We start from the raw sequence: 18287 nt of genomic DNA, 5'->3' as shown, positions 1-18287 counted from the left end.
AGCGGCTCGACTAGCCCTGGACCTAGGGTCTGCTAGCCGGCCAATTTTTCGAGAATCGTCTCGGCGCTGCTCTTGTCCACCACCCCTTTCTCTGTATCGACGCCGAGATATTCCACCACGCCGTCGAAGGCGATCAAGGCAAAGCGGTGGCTGCGGATGCCCATGCCGCCGGCAGTGGCGTCCTTGTCCATGCCGATGGCGCGGGTGAACTCGGCGTTGCCGTCGGCGAGCATGGTGATCGCCTGGGCATTCTGATCCTTCTGCCAGGCACCCAGCACGAAGGCATCGTTCACCGCCAGGCAGGCGAGGGCATCGGCCCCCTTGGCAAGGATGTCATCGGCACGCACCACGAAGCCGGGCATGTGGGTGTTGGAGCAACCGGGCGTGAAGGCCCCGGGCACGGCGAAAAGCACTACGCGCTTGTCGGCGAAGAAGTCGCCGGTGGAGAGGTCTTGTGGCCCGTCGGGGCCATTGGTCTTGAGGGTGATGTCCGGAATTCTGTCGCCGACTGAAAGTGTCATGTGGGAGTCCTTTGGTTAGGTGTCATCGTCTTGCATGTGGGGAAGCATGTTTCGCGTACAGAGGGGCGCATCATTCCCGCGGCGGCGTGGGGCGAATGAGGATCTCGTTGACATCCACGTGTTCGGGCTGGGCCAGGGCATAGGTCACCGCGTTGGCGATGTCACGGTCTTCCAGGGCATGCTCCGGGGGCTCGTCGAAGAAGGGCGTATTGACCATCCCCGGCTCGATCAGCGTCACGCGAATACCGCTGCCGCGCAACTCTTCGCGAAGGTTGTAGCCGATCCCGCTCACCGCCCATTTTGTCGCGCTGTACATGGAGCCGGGTATGGTGGTGCGTCCGGCGGCAGAGCCGGTCAGCAATACATGGCCGCGGCTTCGACGCAGGGCTGGCAGGCTGGCCTGCAGGGTCAGCCCGACCCCGTAGATGTTGGTCAGGATCATCTCACGCCAGGCTTCATGGTCGGCGCCGCTGAAGCCGCCGGGTGAGCCACCTCGCCCCGCGTTGGCGAAGACGGCATCGATGCGACCAAAGCGCTCCATGGCCTGCTCGACCATGGCCTGCTGGTCCTCCATGGAAGTGACGTCGCAGCCAATGGCGAGCACGTTCTCCGGACCCAGTTCCTCGGCCAGCGCCGTCAGCTTCTCCCGGGAGCGGGCGGCCAGCACCAGCTTGTAGCCTTCTCTTGATGCTGCTCGGGCCGTTGCGGCTCCGATGCCAGTCGACGCTCCGGTAATCAGTAATACACGATGCTGCATCCTCTTCTCCTTTGCCAGTGACCCCTCGATTTCCAGCATGGCCCAGTCCGGGACATGGCTGCAATCCTGGCGCTCAACGCAATACCACCGCCCGATTGGGCGGTGGTGTGGGTCAGACTAAAGCTGAGGCTGATGTTGAGGCAGGGGTCAGCGCAGCGACAGGGCGCCCGCCCCGACGTCCTTGCCCACGGCATCCGTGTAGGCCTTGGCTTCCTGTGTTTCCACCTCTTCCGAGAAGCGCACCACCAGTACACACAACGAGGCGATGATCACCGCGATGCCTAGGTAGAAGAGCCCCTGTTGGTAGCTGAGGGCTTCGGAGCGAAAGAGGAAGCCGGCAGCCACCGCGCCGGCGTTGCCGCCGGCACCCACGATGCCGGCCACGGCGCCCAGCGCGCGCTTGTTGATGAAGGGTACCACGCCGAAGGTGGCACCCTCGGCCATCTGCACGAAGAGGCTGAAGACCAGCATGATGCCGATGGCAAAGGCCAGCACATGCATCTGCGAGAAGAACATCAGCGCGATACCCTCGCAGAGCATGGCGATGAACAACCAGCGTACCCGGCCCTTGAGGCCAGCCTTCCGGGCGAAGAGATCGGAGAAGATGCCACCCAGGGTGCGGGCGAAGATGTTCATCAGGCCGAAGAGGCCGGCGATCATGCCAGCGGCGGCCAGCGACAATTCGAAGTTGTCGAAGAAGTAGATGGCGGCGATGTTGTTGATGGTCAGCTCGACACCAAAGCAGGCGGCATAGACCACGAACAGGGCCCAGACGCGAATGTCCTTGGCGGCGGCCAGGAAGGTCTGGCCGGCACCGCTCTCGCCGCTGGCCGGTGGCAGCTCGCCGCGGGCGCGCAGGTCCTCGAAGTTGCCGTTGGGAGCATCCTGAGTGAAGAGGTAGTAGCAGATGCCGCAAACGAACAGCACCACTCCGGGCACCACCATGGCTAGCCGCCAGCCGAAGGCTTCGTTGACACCCAGCATCAGCAGGCCGGAGAAGATCAATGGCATGAGGATCTGGGTGGTACCCCCGCCCAGGTTGCCCCAGCCGGCGCTGGTGGCGTTGGCGGTGCCCACCACGTTGGGCGCGAACATGATCGAGGTGTGGTACTGGGTGATCACGAAGGAAGCACCGATGGCGCCGATCGCCAGGCGGGCGAGGAAGAAAGTCTCGAAGCTGTCGGCGAAGCCGATGCCCATCACCGGCACGGAACCCAGGCAGAGCAGCCAGGTGTAGGCCTTGCGCGGCCCGATGCGGTCGCAGAGCACACCTATCAGCAGTCGAACGACGATGGTAATGGCCACCGAGGCGATGATGGTGTTGCCGATCTGGGTCTTGGTCAGGCCGAGGTCGTCACGTACCACCGCCATCAGGGGAGCAATGCCGAACCAGCCGAAGAAACAGATGTGAAAGGCGAACCACGAGAAGTGGAAGGCGCGCATCTGGGGGGTACTGAAGTTCAACAGGCGAATCCTGTTGGCCTTGTTGCGGATCTCCATGGGAATACCTCGTCGAGTGATGGTCGAACACACGATCCTGGGCCTTCGCCGTTGAAGGTCGGGTTCGACGCACTCGTACTCCCGGGGAGCCTGGTCCACGCCTGCCTTGGTGTGCATCTACAAGCAAAGCAGCTGCCAACTGATAAAAAATAGTTTTTTATCAGTGTCTTGATAGCATAAAAGAGGGTGTCGAAGCATCGATCGATGCTCTGAAGATGGTGCAGAAAGGTGCAGTAGGGAGGCAGTGCGACCTGTCATGGTGCCGCCCGCGGTGTCACCATGACAGGAAGCTAGTTATTTCAAGGCCAGTTGCGCCTCATCCCGATCGCAGCGGAAGAAGTCTGAATTCGCCAGCCACTCCGGATCGGGGTAGTAGGTAAAGAGGTACTGATCCTCCTTGAGGCTGTCGATCAGGGGATAGGTCACTTCCTTTCGCACCGCCGGGCAACCATGACTGCGACCCAGTCGGCCGGTCTGCTCGATGAAATCCTCGCTGACGTAGTCGGCGCCGTGCATCACGATGGCGCGCTGGTAGGCGAGGTCATTGACGCCCTCCTCGAGCCCCTCGAGGCGCAACGAATAGCCATTTCTGCCATAGTAGCTGTTCATGGTGCGAAAGAGCCCCAGACTCGACTGGTGGCTCTCGGGCGTGTTGGAGAACGTCTCGGCCATGGCATTGCCGGACCCCTGGCCGTGGGAGACCAGCTCCTCGAACAGCAGCTGTCGATTTTGCAGGTCAAAGACCCATAGCCGTGGCTCGGTAGAAGGCAGCGAGAAGTCGATCACCGCCAGGCGCTCGGCATCGGGGTCGGCGCAGGAGAGGGCGCGGGCCGCCAGGCGCAGGACTCGGGGATCGGCGTCGGGCGCCAGACGCGTCAGGGTCTGGTCGAGAGGTCGCAGGCTCGGCGTATCGGGTGAGTTGACGTGGGCAAGAAAGTCGCTGCTGGCCTGGGCGGCCGGAGCGCCCAGCAGCAATGCGCTGCAGAGGGCGGTGCCGGGAAGCCATCGATTGAGCAAGGATGTCGGCATTCGGGAAACCTGTCGTGTGGCTTGCTGGCCCGCTCGTCGACCATTTCCTGGCGGCGGGGCGGTAACGCAGAAGTGGGGGTCGGCTTCCCTGCGGCCCCAAGTCGGAAACTATTATGACCAAGGAAAACAAGATGGCCAGACCCCATTCTCAACGCAGGAGCCAGGATCCATGTCCTCAGTCAAAGGAATGAAGCCGCTGCTTATCGTGGTGGTGATGATGCTCTCGATGAGCGCCTGGGCCGCCGAACAGGAGGCTGTCACGCCGCTCGAGGCAGCACTCGTCGAGCAGTCGGCCGATAGGGACAAGACGCTTGAAGCCTTCTATGCGGAGCGCGACTGGCGTCCGGTCTGGCAGGATCCTTCAACGGTGACCGCCTTCGCCGAGGCTCTGCATACCCTGGAGGGGGACGGCCTGAGTCCTTCGGACTACCGGCCGGATGCGCTGTCAGAGGCGCATCGACGTGCCTGGGGTGACGGGGAGGGTGATCCGCAAGAGCTGGCCGATTTCGAACTGCGTACCAGTCATGTTCTGCTCACGGCCCTGCGTCATCTGCAGAAAGGCAAGGTCGATCCGCAAGCCCTCGATACCGGCTGGGAAGTACCTGTCGAGCCGCCGGCGCTGGATGTGGCCTCGCTCTCCCGCCATGTGGATGCCCGGCGCTTTGAACAGGCCTTCGCCGACGTACGTCCCTCCTATCCCCCCTACCAGCGACTGCGAGCCGGCCTGGCTCGCTATCAGGATATCGACCAGCAAGGCGGCTGGCCGACATTGCCGCCACTGGACGGTCTGCTGCGTCCAGGCGATGTCCACGATGCCGTGCCTTTCCTGCGCGAGCGGCTGGCGGTGATCGGCGAACCCGGTTTGGCGGCAGCGGATACCACGATCCTTCCCGACGCCAAGCTGGTGGCGCCCGATCCCTTCACGTACGACGAGGCCCTGACAGAGGCGGTCGAGCGCTTCCAGGAGCGTCATCTGCTTGAGGTCGACGGCGTCGTCGGGCCCGATACACTGGCGGCGCTCAACGTGCCGGTAGGTGAGCGCATCGATCAGATCCGCATCAACCTGGAGCGGACACGCTGGTTGTTGCATGGCCTTCCTGAGACCTTCGTGCTGGTGGACATTGCCGGCTATCGGGTCAGCTATTACCGTCCCAACGGTGACATCTGGCGGTCGCGAATCGTGGTGGGGCAGCCCTATCGGCGCACACCCTCTCTGCGCTCGGAGATCACCCACCTGACCGTCAATCCCACCTGGACGATACCCCCCACCATCCGGCGTGAGGATGTGATTCCGAAAATTCATCGTGATCTTGGCTACCTGGAGCGCAACAACATCCGTGTGTTGAGTTACTCCGGCAGCGAGCTCGATCCGCGTTCCATCGACTGGCAAGATCCCGGCAAGATAATGTTGCGCCAGGAGGCCGGGCCGGAGAATCCTCTGGGCCGGGTGGTGATCCGTTTCCCCAACGACCACATGGTCTATCTCCACGATACCCCGGCCCAGCAGCTCTTCTCGCGACAGCAGCGGGCCATCAGCTCCGGCTGCATCCGCGTGGAGAACGTCATGACGCTGGTTCAACTGTTGCTCGATGATACCGACACCTACCGTGACATCCGCGCCCTCGTTGCCGAGGGAGAGACACGCAACGTGCCGCTGGAGAGCCATGTGCCGGTGATCCTGCACTACTGGACCGCGCATGTCGGCGAGGAGGGCGAGCTGTCCTTCCGCCCCGATATCTATGACCGCGACGACGAGCTCCTGGAAGCACTGGATCGTCCCCTCGTGCTCTGACTATTCGTATCCCTTGGCCTGCAGGCGGAATAGCCGCGCATAGCGGCCGTTGGCGGCCATCAGGCTCTCATGGTGGCCCTGCTCGAGGATCTCGCCACCGTCGATCACCAGGATCCAGTCGGCGGCTCGAACCGTCGAGAAGCGGTGCGAGATCAGGATGGTCATGCGGTCGAGGCTATGCTCGCGGAAGTCGGCATAGACGGCCGCCTCGGCGGCGGCATCCATGGCCGCCGTGGGTTCGTCGAGCACCAGGATATCGGCGCCTTCGCGCATGTAGGCCCGCGACAGGGCGATCTTCTGCCATTGACCGCCGGAGAGCTCCTGGCCACCCTTGAACCAGCGACCCAGCTGGGTGTGATAGCCGCCGGGCATATCAGCGATGAAATCCTCGGCCAGGCCGCGCCTGGCGGCCTCCCGCCAACGGGCCTCGTCTTCGAAGGCCGCCACGTCGCCGGCGCCGAGGTTCTCGCCCACCTTCATCTGATAGCGCACGAAGTCCTGGAAGATCACCCCGATGCGCCGCCGCAACGCCAGGACCTCCCAATCGCGCAGGTCGCTGCCATCGAGCAGGATGCGCCCCTTGGTGGGCTCGTAGAGGCGGGTCAGCAGCTTGATCAGGGTGGTCTTGCCCGAGCCGTTGGCGCCCACCAGTGCCAGGCTCCCGCCTGGTTCGAGGTGCAGCGAGATGCCTGATAGGGCCGGGGACTCGGCACCGGGGTAGGTGAAGCCCACGCCCTCGAAGCGGATGCCGTCGCCGGGACTTGCCCCCTTGGTCAGGGTGCCTTGCTCGGCGGGTACCGGCTGCTCCAGGTATTCGTAGAGGTTCGACAGATAGAGGTTGTCCTCGTACATGCCGCCGATGGCCGTGAGGCTCGCCGAGAGGGCCCCCTGGCCCTGCTTGAAGACCATCAGGTACATGGTCATCTCGCCCAGGGTCAGTCTCCCGGTAACGGTCTCTGCCACCACCCAGGCGTAGGCACCGTAGAAGGCCAGGGTGCCCAGCAAGCCGAGCAGAAAGCCCCAGGTCTCGCGCTTCAGCGTGAGGCGACGATCCTCGGCGTAGAGGGTATCGAAGATGCTCCGGTAGCGCTCCAGCAGCAGCGGCTCCAGGCCGAACAGCTTGACTTCCTTGATGCTGTCCTCTCGTGCCAGCACCGTCTCCAGGTACATCTGCATGCGGGTCTGTGGCGAGCGCCAGCGGAACAGTCGAAAGGCGTCACCGGAGAACTTGGCCTCGGAGATGAATACCGGCAGGGCGCCGATCATCAACACCAGCAGCGCCCAGGGCGAGAACTGCACCAGCAGCACGCCGAAACTGGCCAGCGAGATGGCATTCTGGGCCAGGCCGAAGGTCTTGTTGACCAGCCCCAATGGCCGAATCGACGCCTCGCGTCGAGCCCGGGTCAGCTTGTCATAGAACTCGGAATCCTCGAACTGCTCGAGCGAGAGGGTGCCGGCCTTCTCGAGGATCATCACGTTGACCTTCTGGCCAAGCAGTGCCCGCAGCAGCGACTGCTGGGCCGAGAGGCCACGCTGGGCCAGGGCGATGGCCGTGATCACGCCGGCCTCGGCCAGTACATAGCGCAGCACGCCCCACCAGTCGACCTGTCCGGTGGCTTCGTGGTGTTCCATTGCCGCCACCACGGCATCGACGATCAGCTGGCCGATCCAGGCCGCCACTGCAGGTAGGATCCCGGCGACCAGGGTGCAGAGCGCGAGGCCTAGTGTCAGGAGGCGGGAGGTCTGCCAGACCAGCGCCAGGGCACGGTGGCTGTAGCGGAAGACGCCGAGAAAACTGGCCAGGCGGCTTTCGGGCGGCTCGGCCGGCCGGGGATGGGCATGGGGTGAGGACACGCCGAGGGTCTCCGATCCTTGGGGGCGCCAGTTTACCCCGGCGGGGTCGCTCCCGCAGCAGCGGACTACGGCCGGAATGGCTCAGCCTTAACGACCGCGCCCCGCTCGAGAGCGGGGCGCGGAGATGCGGTGGCGGCGAAGCAGTGGTGGTGAAATTCAGCCTTCGTCGTCGGCCGCCTCTACCTCGCCGGTGCTGGCAACCACGGTGCCGGCCTCGCCGCTCCGTAGAGCAGCCAGCACGGGGGCCGACTGGCGCTTGAAGGCCACCAATCGCTCGCCCTGGAGGCTCTGGTTTTCGGGCAGGGCTACCTTCATGGCATTTACCTGGCTGTTGTTGACCATGACCTCGTAGTGCAGGTGAGGGCCGGTGCTACGCCCGGTGTTGCCGGACAGTGCAATGCGCTCGCCCATGGCTACACGCTGGCCATTGCTGACCAGAGGCTTGGAAAGGTGCAGATAGCGGGTCTTGTAGCCATTGTCGTGGCGGATCACCACGTAGCGGCCTGCCGCCGGATGGTTGCCGACTTTTTCCACGCGGCCGTTGGCGGGCGTCTGCACGGCGGTGCCGATGGGCATGGCGAAGTCGGTGCCCTTGTGAGGGCTGATACGGCCGGTGACCGGATGCGTGCGGCGCGGGTTGAAGTGCGAGCTCAACCGGTAGCGACCCTCGAAGGGGTAGCGATTGAAGGCCGGGTCGAGGCTCTCGCCATCCGGGGTATAGAAGCGGTTGTCCTCCGGGTTGCGCACGAGGGTGAGATCCATGCGCTCGCCGGCGTACTCCACCGCCAGTACCCGAGGATCGAGGCTCTGGCCATCGATGAGGTCGGACTCCACCAGCACCTGAAAACGATCGCCGCGACGGGTGTCGCGGCGGAAGTCGAGTTTCTTTTCCAGGACTCGGGAGAGTTCCGAGATCTCAGCGTTGGTCAGGCCAGTGGCCCTGGCCGAGCGGGCGAAGCTGCCGCTGATGCTGCCGGCGAAGAGGCGCTGGGTCGCCTCGCCGGCACGCTCGATGGTGGCAACCTCGAAACTATCTTCCTGGCGCTCGACCAGGTAGCCGTCGCGGACGTTCTTCATCAGGCGCAGGGCGAGTAGCTGCCCTTCTTCGTCGAGCTGGTACTCGAAGCGATTACCCTGCCGCCAGTGGGTCAGGGTTCTGGGTTCGGGCAGGCGCTTCAGCAGGTTCATCACCTCGCTGTACCCCATGCCGAGATGGTTCTGCGCCACGATGGCGAAGGTATCCCCCGCCTGCACCTGGTAGGTATGCCACTCCGGTACGTAGGGCTCGCTGGCGGCGATCTGTTGCTCCAGCCGTACCGGCCCCTCGTCGAACAGTGCGAGCTCGTCCTCGGAGACATCTTCGTAGGAGGTGGCATCGGCCACGAGGCTGCCATCGTGATCGAGCATGCCACTGCCGATGGTCCCGATGACCACGGCCATGTGCAGGGCTCCATCATCGAGGCTGCGTACATCATCGGTCGGGATGCCGGTGCGGCCTTCTGAATCGAGGCTGGGAACGCTATTCGTCAATACCTTGGCACGGCTTCCGGGAGCACCAGAGGACTGCGCGGGCAGGGCGAGCGTTTCGGGAATGCCGAGCTCGGCATGGCTGGCCTTGGCCGAGGTGACGAGATCGATATCGACGATTTCCGAGGCGGTCAGCTCGGTCAGCGGGACATGGACGCGCGTGGCGTCGAGGGCCTTGCTGGCCATCTCGATGGCATCGGCTACCGGGGTGCGCTCCGTGCGAAGCGAAGGCAGGCCAGGACTGGCATCAGCATCGAGTGGAATGAGGACGGTGTCGAGCGTCTGATTATCACGCTGAACATCTTCGAGGGTAACGACGATTTTCTGTGCGCCCAGCACGGTAACCATGGTAGCAACGGGTAACAGTAACAACTTATGAGTGCGGGGCAGCGAATGAAGGATTCGCATCATTGGTAACAGACCGTAACAGATGAAAAGGAAATTTATTAATGACTTCAGAACCATACCCGATGATGCATGGGTTGCCTAGTCTGTACGGACATACAGGAAGGGCCCGCACTACATTCTCGTCGGGAAGAGAATGACGTTGGTGCAGGAATGCGAACGCTGTTTATTAAGCTTTAATTGGACATTAGGGGCTGGGGAGTTTCAACCCCAGCCTCAGTAAGAGGAATAAAAGAGGTAAAGGGCACAGGCTATTCAACCGATGAAGGTACCCTCGCGGTAGTCGTTTAGCGCCTGCTCGAGCTCGGCGCGCGCGTTCATCACGAAGGGACCGTAATGGGCAATCGGCTCGCCATGGGGCTCGCCGGCCAGCAGCAGGGCCTCGGCGCCCTCGCGGCTGGCCAGTGCGAGCTGCTCCCCGCTACCGAGGCTGGCCAGCCGTCCTTGTGGCACCACGGTGCCGGCGATCTCGAGGCTTCCCTTGAAGACGTACACCAGCAGGGTAGTGGTGGGAGAGGTCAGCGTCAGCTCGCCACCGGCCGCCAGCCGGGCATGGGCCACCGCGCCCTGGCCGGCCAGGGCCTCCAGTGGACCTTCCATGCTGTCGCCGGTGGCGTCCTGCCAGTGCCCTCCCAAGGCGATGAGGGCGGCGTCCCGGCCGATAAGTGTCGGCATCTCTGCGGCGCGCACGTCGCGATAGGTGGCCGGGCTCAACTTGTCCCGGGCCGCCAGGTTCAGCCACAGCTGGAAGGCGTGGAGGCCCTGCTGATCGGTCAGCGGCATCTCCGAGTGGATGATCCCGCGGCCGGTATGCATCCATTGGGCATCGCCGGCGCGGATGGTGCTCGAGTGGCCCAGGTGGTCTTCGTGGGTCAGCCCGCCGTGGATCACGTAGGTCAGGGTCTGGATGCCACGGTGGGGGTGGGGCGGGAAGCCGCCGATGTAGTCATCCGGCCGGTCGGAGCCCAGTTCGTCAAGCATCAGGAAGGGGTCGAGCCCACCGCCGAAGTCATGGATGCGCCGGATGTTGACGCCGTCGCCATCCTGGCTCGGCTGGCTGGTTATCACACGGTCTACCTGGCGGATGATCGGGGTAGGGGTCATGGGGTTGTCTCCAATTTTTGTAAGGTCTGACTGGCATTCTAGGCCGGATTTTTCGAAGATTAAGCGCAACGTTTCGCTCTCAAGATTCGAGGAATTCGAAATGTCCCGTGTCACCCTGGCTCAATGGCAGATGCTGGCGGCCGTGGTCGACCATGGCGGCTTTGCCCGTGCCGCCGAGGCGATCCACAAGAGCCCCTCGACCCTGAACCATGCCGTGCACAAGCTCGAGGAGCAGCTCGGGGTGGCGGTAATGGAACCTGTGGGCCGTCAGGTGCGTCTCACCGAGGCCGGCGAGCTGCTGCTTCGCCGTGCCCGCCAGTTGCTCGAGAATGCCGCCTCGCTGGAGGATGTGGCGGGACGCCTGGCCGAGGGGCTCGAGGCGGAGGTGGTGCTGGCCGTGGACCAGATATTCCCGCCCGATGCCCTGGCCAGGGCCCTGGAGGCCTTCTCGGCGGCCTATCCCCATGTGCGCGTGCAGCTCCACGAGACGGTGCTCAACGGCGGCATCGAGATGCTCTATGACGGCAGTGCCGACCTGGTGGTCTCGGGTATCTCGGCCCAAGGCTTCCTGGGTGAGCCGCTGGTCACCGTGCACTTCCTCGCCGTGGCCCATCCCGAGCATCCGTTGCATCGCCTGGGACGCCCGCTCGACCTGCGCGATCTGGAGCAGCATCGCCAGCTGGTGGTGCGCGACTCCGCCCTGCACCAATCTATGGATGCCGGCTGGCTCAAGGCCGAGCAGCGCTGGACGATGAGCCATCTGCAGACCTCCATCGACATGCTTGAGCGGGGCCTGGGCTTTGCCTGGATTCCCGAGACCCGCCTTCGCCAGACGCTGGCGGCGGGGCGCCTCAAGCTCCTGCCGCTGGCCGCCGGCGGCAGCCGCGAGTATCCGGTGCAGCTGATCCATCGCGATCGGGATCGAGCCGGGCCGGCGACCCATGCCCTGGCCGAGGCCCTGAAGGCTGCGGTGAGCACTTGCCCGCCGTCAGGATCATTCGAAGCCATCGAATGATGGGGCGCAAAAGCTGCGCTTGAGCGCCGATGGTTACGCCCTATGCTGGTGTGGATTGCGTTATAGAACATTCGCTCATCGGCATGAAGGAGACGACCCATGGGGCTTCTGATTGACGGCACCTGGCACGACCAGTGGTACGACACTGACAAGCACGGCGGCGAGTTCGTGCGTGAATCCGCCAAGCTGCGCGACTGGGTCACGCCGGACGGCAGCCCGGGACCCGACGGCCAGCCGGGGCTGCCCGCCGAGGCGGATCGCTACCACCTCTATGTGTCGCTGGCTTGCCCTTGGGCGCATCGCACGCTGATCATGCGTCGTCTCAAGGGGCTCGAGTCGGCCATCGGGGTCTCCCATGTCAGCCCGTTGATGCTCGATCAGGGCTGGACCTACCGTGAGGACGAAGGTTCGAGCGGTGATCCGATCAACGGCGTGGACTTCCACCACCAGCTCTACACCCTGACCGACCCGCACTATACGGGGCGCGTTACCGTGCCGGCGCTCTGGGACAAGAGCTCGCAGCGCATCATCAACAACGAATCCGCGGACCTGCTGCGGATGCTGAACGGCGCCTTCGATGACCTGACCGGCAATCGCCTGGATTTCTATCCCGAGGATCTGCGCGAGACCATCGATGCGGTGAATGCTGATGTTTACGACCACATCAACAATGGCGTCTACAAGTCCGGTTTCGCCACCGAGCAATCGGTCTACGAGAAACACGTAGTGGCCTTGTTCGAGGCGCTCGATCGCATGGAGGCGCGCCTGGCGGAGCACCGTTACCTGGCAGGGGAGTGGTTCACCGAGGCCGATATACGGCTGTTCACTACCCTGATCCGCTTCGATGCTGTCTATCACGGCCATTTCAAGTGCAACCTGCGCCGCATCGAGGACTACCCGAACCTCGACAACTACGTGCGCGAGCTCTATCAGTGGCCGGGTATCACAGAGACGGTGAATTTCGACCACATCAAGCGCCACTATTACGCCAGCCACGACACCATCAATCCGACCGGCATCGTGCCCTACGGCCCGCTACTCGACCTCGACCGGCCCCATGACCGTGAGCGCCTGCCAGGCAAGGGGATCCGGGAAAAGGGGTAAGCTCCCACAAAAACCTGATTGGCGGCTCCGCACTTCCTGTGGGAGCGCTGCTTGCAGCGCGATCCGGCGGCATCAGTAGCTGGGATTCTTCGCCAGCCACCGGTCCAGCGCATTGGCGAACTCGCGCCGGTCGCTGTCGGAATAGCCGCTGGGGCCGCCGGTATGCTCCCCGCTAGCGCGCAGCGTCTCCATGAAGTCCCGCATCTGTACCCGGGCGCGGATATTGTTCGCATCCAGCGCCTCGCCGCGGCTGGTCATCACCCTGGCGCCGCGCTCGATGGCCTCCAGTGCCAGCGGCAGGTCCGAGGTGATCAAGAGATCGCCGGCCTGGATGCGCTCGACGATCTCGTTGTCGGCGGCATCGAAGCCCTGGCTCACCGACAGGCCCTTGACCCACCGTGAGGGCGGCAGCGGTACCGCGTGGTTGGCCACGAACCAGGTCGGGGTGGCGGTACGTTCGGCGGCGCGCACGATGATCTCGCGCGCCACCTTGGGGCAGGCATCGGCATCGACCCACAGATTCGGCATGCAACACTCCCGACAGGGTTGGAAGCTTGAAAAAAGCTGGACAGTGACAGTCGACGATAGTAGCATGCGCGTTCCTCGCATGTGTTGACCCCACCATCATGACGACGCCACGCTGCCTTGCGCAGGTGGGCGCCGAAACGCCGGGCTCAGTGACACAACAACTGACCCACACGCGTTCGAATTGTGTAGATGGAGCGCCACCGAGATCACGCCACCCGGGCGAGATCGGCGCAAACGGTCGCCACAGCGGTTCATGGGCCATCCCCGATGGCGTGGACCGAATGCCAGGTGCGACCGGCGTCCCCGACTCCGATTTGCTCATCCGACGATCCGTTGGACGGAACGTAGATGCCTGAGCGTGTTGCACGCGTCAGGGACGCCACTGAATTTTTGCCGACTCCGTCGGTTTACCAAGGTGTGATTAATGACCTCGACTTCTGTCGCCTCGCCGAGCTTCGGCGACCTGGCCCTGCTGCCTGACGTTCTTTCTGCCGTCGAAGCCCAGGGCTACGAGACCCCGTCACCGATCCAGGCGCAGACCATCCCTGCGCTGCTGGAAGGACGTGACATGCTGGGCCAGGCCCAGACCGGCACCGGCAAGACCGCTGCCTTCGCTCTGCCGCTGCTGTCGCGCATCGACCTGACACGCCGCGAGCCCCAGGTGCTGGTGCTGGCGCCGACCCGCGAGCTGGCCCAGCAGGTGGCCGTCTCCTTCAGCAAGTATGGCCAGAACCTCAAGGGCCTGGAGGTCGCCACCTTGTGCGGTGGCCAGGAGTACCGTGAGCAGCTCTCCGCACTGCGTCGTGGCGCCCAGGTAGTGGTGGGCACCCCGGGCCGGGTCATCGATCACCTGGATCGTGGCAGCCTCAAGCTCGACGGCCTCTCCGCCCTGGTGCTCGACGAAGCCGACGAGATGCTGCGCATGGGCTTCATCGACGACGTCAAGCGCGTGGTGGCCGACACCCCGAAGGACGCCCAGCGGGTGTTCTTCTCTGCCACCCTGCCGGCCGAGATCGAGCGCATTGTCAATCGCTACCTGGTCGATCCGGTCAAGGTGGCCATCGAATCCAAGGTCGGCACCGCCGCCAGCATCGAGCAGCGCATGGTGCGCGTCGATGGCGGCGCCAAGCAGGAGGCGCTGGCGCGTATCCTCGAGGTCGAGCCGGTCGACGGGGCTATCGTCTTCGTGCGTACCCGGGCCGCCTGCACCACCTTGATGGAGCAGCTCTCCGCCCGTGGCATGAACGTCGCCAGCCTCTCTGGTGATCTGGACCAGAGCCTGCGCGAGCGCACCATCACGCGCCTCAAGCGTGGCAAGGTCGATATCCTGATCGCGACCGATGTCGCCGCCCGCGGCCTGGATGTGTCGCGCCTGACCCACATCATCAACTACGACCTGCCCCAGGACGCCGAGGCCTACACCCACCGCATCGGCCGTACTGGCCGTGCCGGGCGCACCGGCATCGCCATCACCTTCGTCGGCTTCCGCGAGGGCCGCAAGGTGGGTTGGCTCGAGCAGGCTACCGGCCAGAAGATGACTGAGATGGCCGTGCCCGACGAGGCCGCCATTCGTGCCCACCGCGACGAGATGTTCCACCAGCGCGTGGTCGCCGCCCTGACCGCCGGTGCCGATGAGCAACGTGCCCTGGTCGAGCGGATGGTCGAGGAAGGTCACGACCCCATCGAGCTGGCCTGTGCCTTCGCGCGCATGGCGCGTGCCGACGAGGCACCCATCGGTCGCGTGCAGGCACCGCGTGCCGAGCGCAGCACTGACCGCAATCCGCGTGACGCCAAGCCGAAGCGTCGTGGTGATCGTGAAGACCGGGCACCGCGTGAGGGCATGACCCGCTATCGTGTCGCCGTGGGTCATCAGGATGGCGTCAAGCCCGGTCAACTGGTCGGTGCCCTGGCCAACGAGGGTGGCATCGAAGGCAGCCGTATCGGTCGCATCGATATCCGTACCGCCTTCTCGGTGGTCGAGCTGCCGAGTTCGCTGCCGGAGAGCATCCTGACCAAGATGGCCCGCGCCCGCGTTGCCGGTCGTCCGCTGGAGATCAGCGAGGACAAGGGTGCACCCGAGCGTGCTCCGCGTCGTCGCCAGGACGGAGACGCGCCGATTCGTCGCACCAGCGCCTGATCCCGGTCGGGCGAGAGCCCGGCCCCGCAACGCAAAGGCCCTCGCACCACAAGGTGCGAGGGCCTTTTTGTTCAACGTCGTATCCGGTTCTCGTCTAACTTCACGCGGCGGATGGCAGAGAGTCAGGCGTTATTTTCGTTGCAGCCGCTCGCCCAGTGCCGCCATGAAGGCCGCGCCCATCTCGAGCTGCTCGATGTCGATATACTCGTCGGGCTGGTGGGCCTGGCCGATGCTCCCCGGACCGCAGATCACGGTGGGCAGCCCCTCACGCTGGAACTGCCCGGCCTCGGTGGCATAGGCCACGGCGCCGGCAGGGCGCTCGTCGAGCAGGTCACGACACAGTGCCAGCACCTCGGCGTTGTTGCCGTCGGCCAGGGCCGGCACCGTGGTGTTCAGCGCCTCGGTGACGATGCCAGCGTCCGGTGCGCGCCGGCGCATTTCGGTTTCCAGTTTGACTGCAGTATCGTTCACCCGCGCGAGCAGTTCCTCGAAGCGGTCGCCGGGCAGGTGACGGATCTCCCACTCGAAGGTGCACTCACGGGCCATGATGTTGATTGCCGTGCCGCCCTGGATCTTGCCGACGTGCAGGCTCGAGTGCACCACGTTGAAGGCCTCATCGACGCGCCCCTCGGCGCGTAGCTCGGCCATCACGTCCTCGATCCGCGTCACCAGGCGGGCCGCCACATGGATTGCCGAGACCCCCTGGTTCACCTGGCTGGAGTGGGCGGCGCGGCCGGTCACGGTGGTGCGCAGGTTGGTGGCCCCCTTGTGGGCCACCACCGGGTGCATCATGGTCGGTTCGCCGACAATCACCGCCGCGGGGCGAGGGTGGTCGGCCAGCAGCCGCTCGATCATCCGCGGGGCGCCGATGCAGCCCACTTCCTCGTCGTAGGAGAACGCCAACCAGAGGGGCGTTGCCAGCTCCTGCGTCACCCAGCGGGGAACTTCTGCCAGCGCGCAGGCGATGAAGCCCTTCATGTCGCAGGTGCCGCGGCCATAGAGACGCCCATCGCCCTTGTCGACCAGCGTGAAGGGGTCGGTGGACCAGGGCTGTCCGTCCACCGGTACCACATCGGTATGGCCGGAGAGTACCACGCCGCCGGCCACAGCGGGGCCGATGCGGGCCAGCAGGTTGGCCTTGCTTCCATCATCGCTCTCCACTCGCCAATGCTCCACGCCGTGATCGTCGAGCCAACCCTCGACCCAGTCGATCAAGGCCAGGTTGGAATCCCGCGACACGGTGGCGAAGCCCACCAGGTGGTCGAGTATCTCGGCTGCGGTCATGATCAGGCTCCCGGTTAGCATTGTCGGCCAAGCCTAACACGCCATGTCGGGCGGCTCTTGTGGGAGCACTAGTTGTCGCGCGAGGGTAGGCCTTAACTACGCCATGCTGGCGCTGACGCTCGGCATCGTTTACGAGGTCACCGAGCAGAGGCGCAACCGGATCTACGCCAATCGGGTCTATATCGACATTCTGAATCAGGACACGCCATGACCCAGAACGAGATCGTCTAGAATGAGGTGGGACCTATGCGACGTACTGCGCTTAAGTAATTATGCATAATTACGTAGCGGTTATCGCCTTCCGCTATCTCAGCGCTTCACCGAGCGCTGAGACGCCATGAGCGGCCGTTCCCGACTTTTCCGTCTTCTCGCCATCGTGCTGGCCGCCACCCTGGCGGCGTTGGCGCTGCTGGTGTGGCTGGCGCTTTGGTGGTTTTCGCCGGCACCGGTTTCGGGCCGGCTGGTGGAATACCACAGTGATTCTCCTGTACCCGATGCCATCATCACTGTGAGCCGACAGGGTTGGGGCCGCAGTGAACATCATGGTGAGCTGATCTGGGATAAGCGCTATGTTGCTACCGCGACCACCGACTCCGAGGGGCGCTTTCGCGTGCCCATGCCCGGTCCGGTGTGGCTGGTGGGCAGCGGCGGCGGCCGTTTGAAGGCCGAGGCTGAGGGATTTCAGACCCTGGACGTGGGCCATGTCCCGCCGGGGGCCGAGCTGACCCTGCAGACGGTGGCCAACCGCGACGAGCAATTGCCTGGCGGCACTGCCTATCTGGGTTGGGATGAAGATGGTGAGCCATTCGGCTGGTCGTTCATCGACGACGCCTCGACTCGTGATTTGGCGCTTGCCGACCTCTATCCCCTCGCGCTGAATCGCGATCCTCTCGAGGTCTCCTTGGCCGCGGCCGATGGGGGAGGGCTTCACTTCGTGTCGGCCGATGCTCAGGGTATCGCCACACCTTCCTATGGCTACCTGTTGCGTTATCTGGATGCCTCTCCCGAGCCGCCTGCGGCGTCGCGGCTGGTGCTGAACGATACTCCCGGCACGCTCTTCCTGCGCACCCCTCAGGGGCGGCATGCCAAGTTGGCCTGGGAACCCGGCGCGGTGACCGCCATGACCGGCTCGGTGCCGGGGCTGGATGTCACCAGCAAAAGGCTGCTCTCGTTGCGTTTCGTCTATCGCCCCGGCCCCCGCGATGAGCTGCCGTATCAGCCGCCGCTGTTCCCGGTGGACCCCATGCACGCCGCGTTGCTGGCAGAGCTCCCCGAAGAGGGCGAGCCTTATGCAGGGCCGCGCACTTACAGACTGGTAGTGACCGGTTCAGAAGGCAGGGAACTGGAGCGGCATCGGGTCGAGCTTATCCCGGGCGTTCCGGTGAATCTTCCAAGCTGCGCCGTTGGCACACCGCTTACATGGCGTATCGAATCGTTGCGCCTGGAGTACGACGAGGATGACCTGCCGCGCCTGCAAATGACGGTGGATGGCGAGACATTCATTCACCATTCGGCGCCAAAACTCGTCACTACACGCCACGAAACTGTCTTCGAGGTAATGGCTTTCGATACCGATTATCGGCGTCACGATCTCGAGGTCAGAGTGCAAGAGTTGAGAGGCGGTTCAGGATCGGCCGAGCTGCCCTATGCTGAGGATGGCGCCGGGTTGAACTGCGGCGCCCGGCCCCCACCTTTTCCGAGTATCACCATTTTCCCATCCTGGAGCTGAG

At 64.2% G+C, this 18287-nt stretch carries 14 protein-coding genes; 5 read left to right on the top strand and 9 right to left on the bottom strand.

The window, feature by feature from the left end:
- Positions 1-32: 32 nt before the first annotated feature.
- The 4 genes from BMY30_RS15535 to BMY30_RS15520 all read right to left on the bottom strand — a co-directional run bounded on the left by BMY30_RS15535 (position 33) and on the right by BMY30_RS15520 (position 3807).
- Entirely contained in the window at positions 33-521 is a 489-nt protein-coding gene (locus BMY30_RS15535; protein ID WP_089715365.1) for a peroxiredoxin, read from the bottom strand.
- Between the two features lie 70 nt (positions 522-591).
- Positions 592-1278 (bottom strand): SDR family oxidoreductase, encoded by a 687-nt coding sequence (locus BMY30_RS15530; RefSeq protein WP_089715363.1) that lies wholly within the window; start codon positions 1276-1278, stop codon positions 592-594.
- 147 nt (positions 1279-1425) lie between these two features.
- Positions 1426-2778, bottom strand: a complete 1353-nt coding sequence (locus BMY30_RS15525; protein WP_089715361.1) for an MFS transporter — start codon at positions 2776-2778, stop codon at positions 1426-1428.
- A 294-nt stretch (positions 2779-3072) separates the two neighbouring features.
- Positions 3073-3807, bottom strand: coding sequence for a murein L,D-transpeptidase catalytic domain family protein (locus BMY30_RS15520; protein ID WP_089715359.1), 735 nt, complete (start codon positions 3805-3807; stop codon positions 3073-3075).
- Positions 3808-3976: 169 nt separating this feature from the next.
- Here BMY30_RS15520 and BMY30_RS15515 point away from each other — a divergent pair, with 169 nt between their 5' ends.
- On the top strand, positions 3977-5599 hold the full coding sequence (locus BMY30_RS15515; protein WP_244516241.1) for a L,D-transpeptidase family protein: 1623 nt from the start codon (positions 3977-3979) through the stop codon (positions 5597-5599).
- Here BMY30_RS15515 and BMY30_RS15510 read toward each other — a convergent pair whose 3' ends face one another.
- The 3 genes from BMY30_RS15510 to BMY30_RS15500 form a co-directional block, all read right to left on the bottom strand.
- Positions 5600-7453 (bottom strand): ABC transporter ATP-binding protein, encoded by a 1854-nt coding sequence (locus BMY30_RS15510; protein WP_089715357.1) that lies wholly within the window; start codon positions 7451-7453, stop codon positions 5600-5602.
- Positions 7454-7609: 156 nt separating this feature from the next.
- Positions 7610-9391, bottom strand: coding sequence for a peptidoglycan DD-metalloendopeptidase family protein (locus tag BMY30_RS15505; protein ID WP_089715355.1), 1782 nt, complete (start codon positions 9389-9391; stop codon positions 7610-7612).
- A 249-nt stretch (positions 9392-9640) separates the two neighbouring features.
- On the bottom strand, positions 9641-10489 hold the full coding sequence (locus BMY30_RS15500; RefSeq protein ID WP_089715353.1) for a pirin family protein: 849 nt from the start codon (positions 10487-10489) through the stop codon (positions 9641-9643).
- Positions 10490-10589: 100 nt separating this feature from the next.
- Here BMY30_RS15500 and BMY30_RS15495 point away from each other — a divergent pair, with 100 nt between their 5' ends.
- Positions 10590-11504 (top strand): LysR family transcriptional regulator, encoded by a 915-nt coding sequence (locus BMY30_RS15495; protein WP_089715351.1) that lies wholly within the window; start codon positions 10590-10592, stop codon positions 11502-11504.
- 99 nt (positions 11505-11603) lie between these two features.
- Complete coding sequence (locus BMY30_RS15490) at positions 11604-12608, top strand: glutathione S-transferase family protein (protein ID WP_089715349.1); 1005 nt, start codon at positions 11604-11606, stop codon at positions 12606-12608.
- Between the two features lie 72 nt (positions 12609-12680).
- Here the strand turns inward: BMY30_RS15490 and BMY30_RS15485 are convergent, their stop codons facing one another.
- On the bottom strand, positions 12681-13136 hold the full coding sequence (locus BMY30_RS15485; RefSeq protein WP_089715347.1) for a YaiI/YqxD family protein: 456 nt from the start codon (positions 13134-13136) through the stop codon (positions 12681-12683).
- A gap of 424 nt (positions 13137-13560) precedes the next feature.
- Between BMY30_RS15485 and BMY30_RS15475 the strand changes: the two genes are divergently transcribed.
- Entirely contained in the window at positions 13561-15273 is a 1713-nt protein-coding gene (locus tag BMY30_RS15475) for a DEAD/DEAH box helicase (protein WP_089715344.1), read from the top strand.
- A 129-nt stretch (positions 15274-15402) separates the two neighbouring features.
- On the opposite strand, the gene argE is transcribed toward BMY30_RS15475, so the two are convergent.
- A complete protein-coding gene (gene argE / locus BMY30_RS15470; RefSeq protein WP_089715342.1) occupies positions 15403-16557 on the bottom strand; it encodes an acetylornithine deacetylase in 1155 nt (384 codons plus the stop codon).
- A gap of 337 nt (positions 16558-16894) precedes the next feature.
- Between argE and BMY30_RS15465 the strand changes: the two genes are divergently transcribed.
- Positions 16895-18286 carry a carboxypeptidase-like regulatory domain-containing protein gene (locus BMY30_RS15465; RefSeq protein WP_089715340.1) on the top strand — a complete coding sequence of 464 codons (1392 nt, stop codon included), beginning with the start codon at positions 16895-16897 and terminating at the stop codon, positions 18284-18286.
- The last annotated feature ends 1 nt before the right edge of the window (position 18287 follow it).

Source organism: Halomonas daqiaonensis (genome assembly GCF_900109725.1).
In the GTDB taxonomy this organism is placed as follows: Bacteria; Pseudomonadota; Gammaproteobacteria; order Pseudomonadales; family Halomonadaceae; genus Halomonas; species Halomonas daqiaonensis.
The sequence above is the reverse complement of the archived record's forward strand: the minus strand, read 5'-3'. Positions and strand labels throughout refer to the sequence as shown.

Bases quoted from the DNA above. Each gene is read 5' to 3' on its own strand.
- BMY30_RS15535 (WP_089715365.1), bottom strand. From the start codon at position 521: ATGACACTTTCAGTCGGCGACAGAATTCCGGACATCACCCTCAAGACC.
- BMY30_RS15530 (WP_089715363.1), bottom strand. From the start codon at position 1,278: ATGCAGCATCGTGTATTACTGATTACCGGAGCGTCGACTGGCATCGGA.
- BMY30_RS15525 (WP_089715361.1), bottom strand. From the start codon at position 2,778: ATGGAGATCCGCAACAAGGCCAACAGGATTCGCCTGTTGAACTTCAGT.
- BMY30_RS15520 (WP_089715359.1), bottom strand. From the start codon at position 3,807: ATGCCGACATCCTTGCTCAATCGATGGCTTCCCGGCACCGCCCTCTGC.
- BMY30_RS15515 (WP_244516241.1), top strand. From the start codon at position 3,977: ATGTCCTCAGTCAAAGGAATGAAGCCGCTGCTTATCGTGGTGGTGATG.
- BMY30_RS15505 (WP_089715355.1), bottom strand. From the start codon at position 9,391: ATGATGCGAATCCTTCATTCGCTGCCCCGCACTCATAAGTTGTTACTG.
- BMY30_RS15500 (WP_089715353.1), bottom strand. From the start codon at position 10,489: ATGACCCCTACCCCGATCATCCGCCAGGTAGACCGTGTGATAACCAGC.
- BMY30_RS15495 (WP_089715351.1), top strand. From the start codon at position 10,590: ATGTCCCGTGTCACCCTGGCTCAATGGCAGATGCTGGCGGCCGTGGTC.
- BMY30_RS15490 (WP_089715349.1), top strand. From the start codon at position 11,604: ATGGGGCTTCTGATTGACGGCACCTGGCACGACCAGTGGTACGACACT.
- BMY30_RS15485 (WP_089715347.1), bottom strand. From the start codon at position 13,136: ATGCCGAATCTGTGGGTCGATGCCGATGCCTGCCCCAAGGTGGCGCGC.
- BMY30_RS15475 (WP_089715344.1), top strand. From the start codon at position 13,561: ATGACCTCGACTTCTGTCGCCTCGCCGAGCTTCGGCGACCTGGCCCTG.
- argE (WP_089715342.1), bottom strand. From the start codon at position 16,557: ATGACCGCAGCCGAGATACTCGACCACCTGGTGGGCTTCGCCACCGTG.
- BMY30_RS15465 (WP_089715340.1), top strand. From the start codon at position 16,895: ATGAGCGGCCGTTCCCGACTTTTCCGTCTTCTCGCCATCGTGCTGGCC.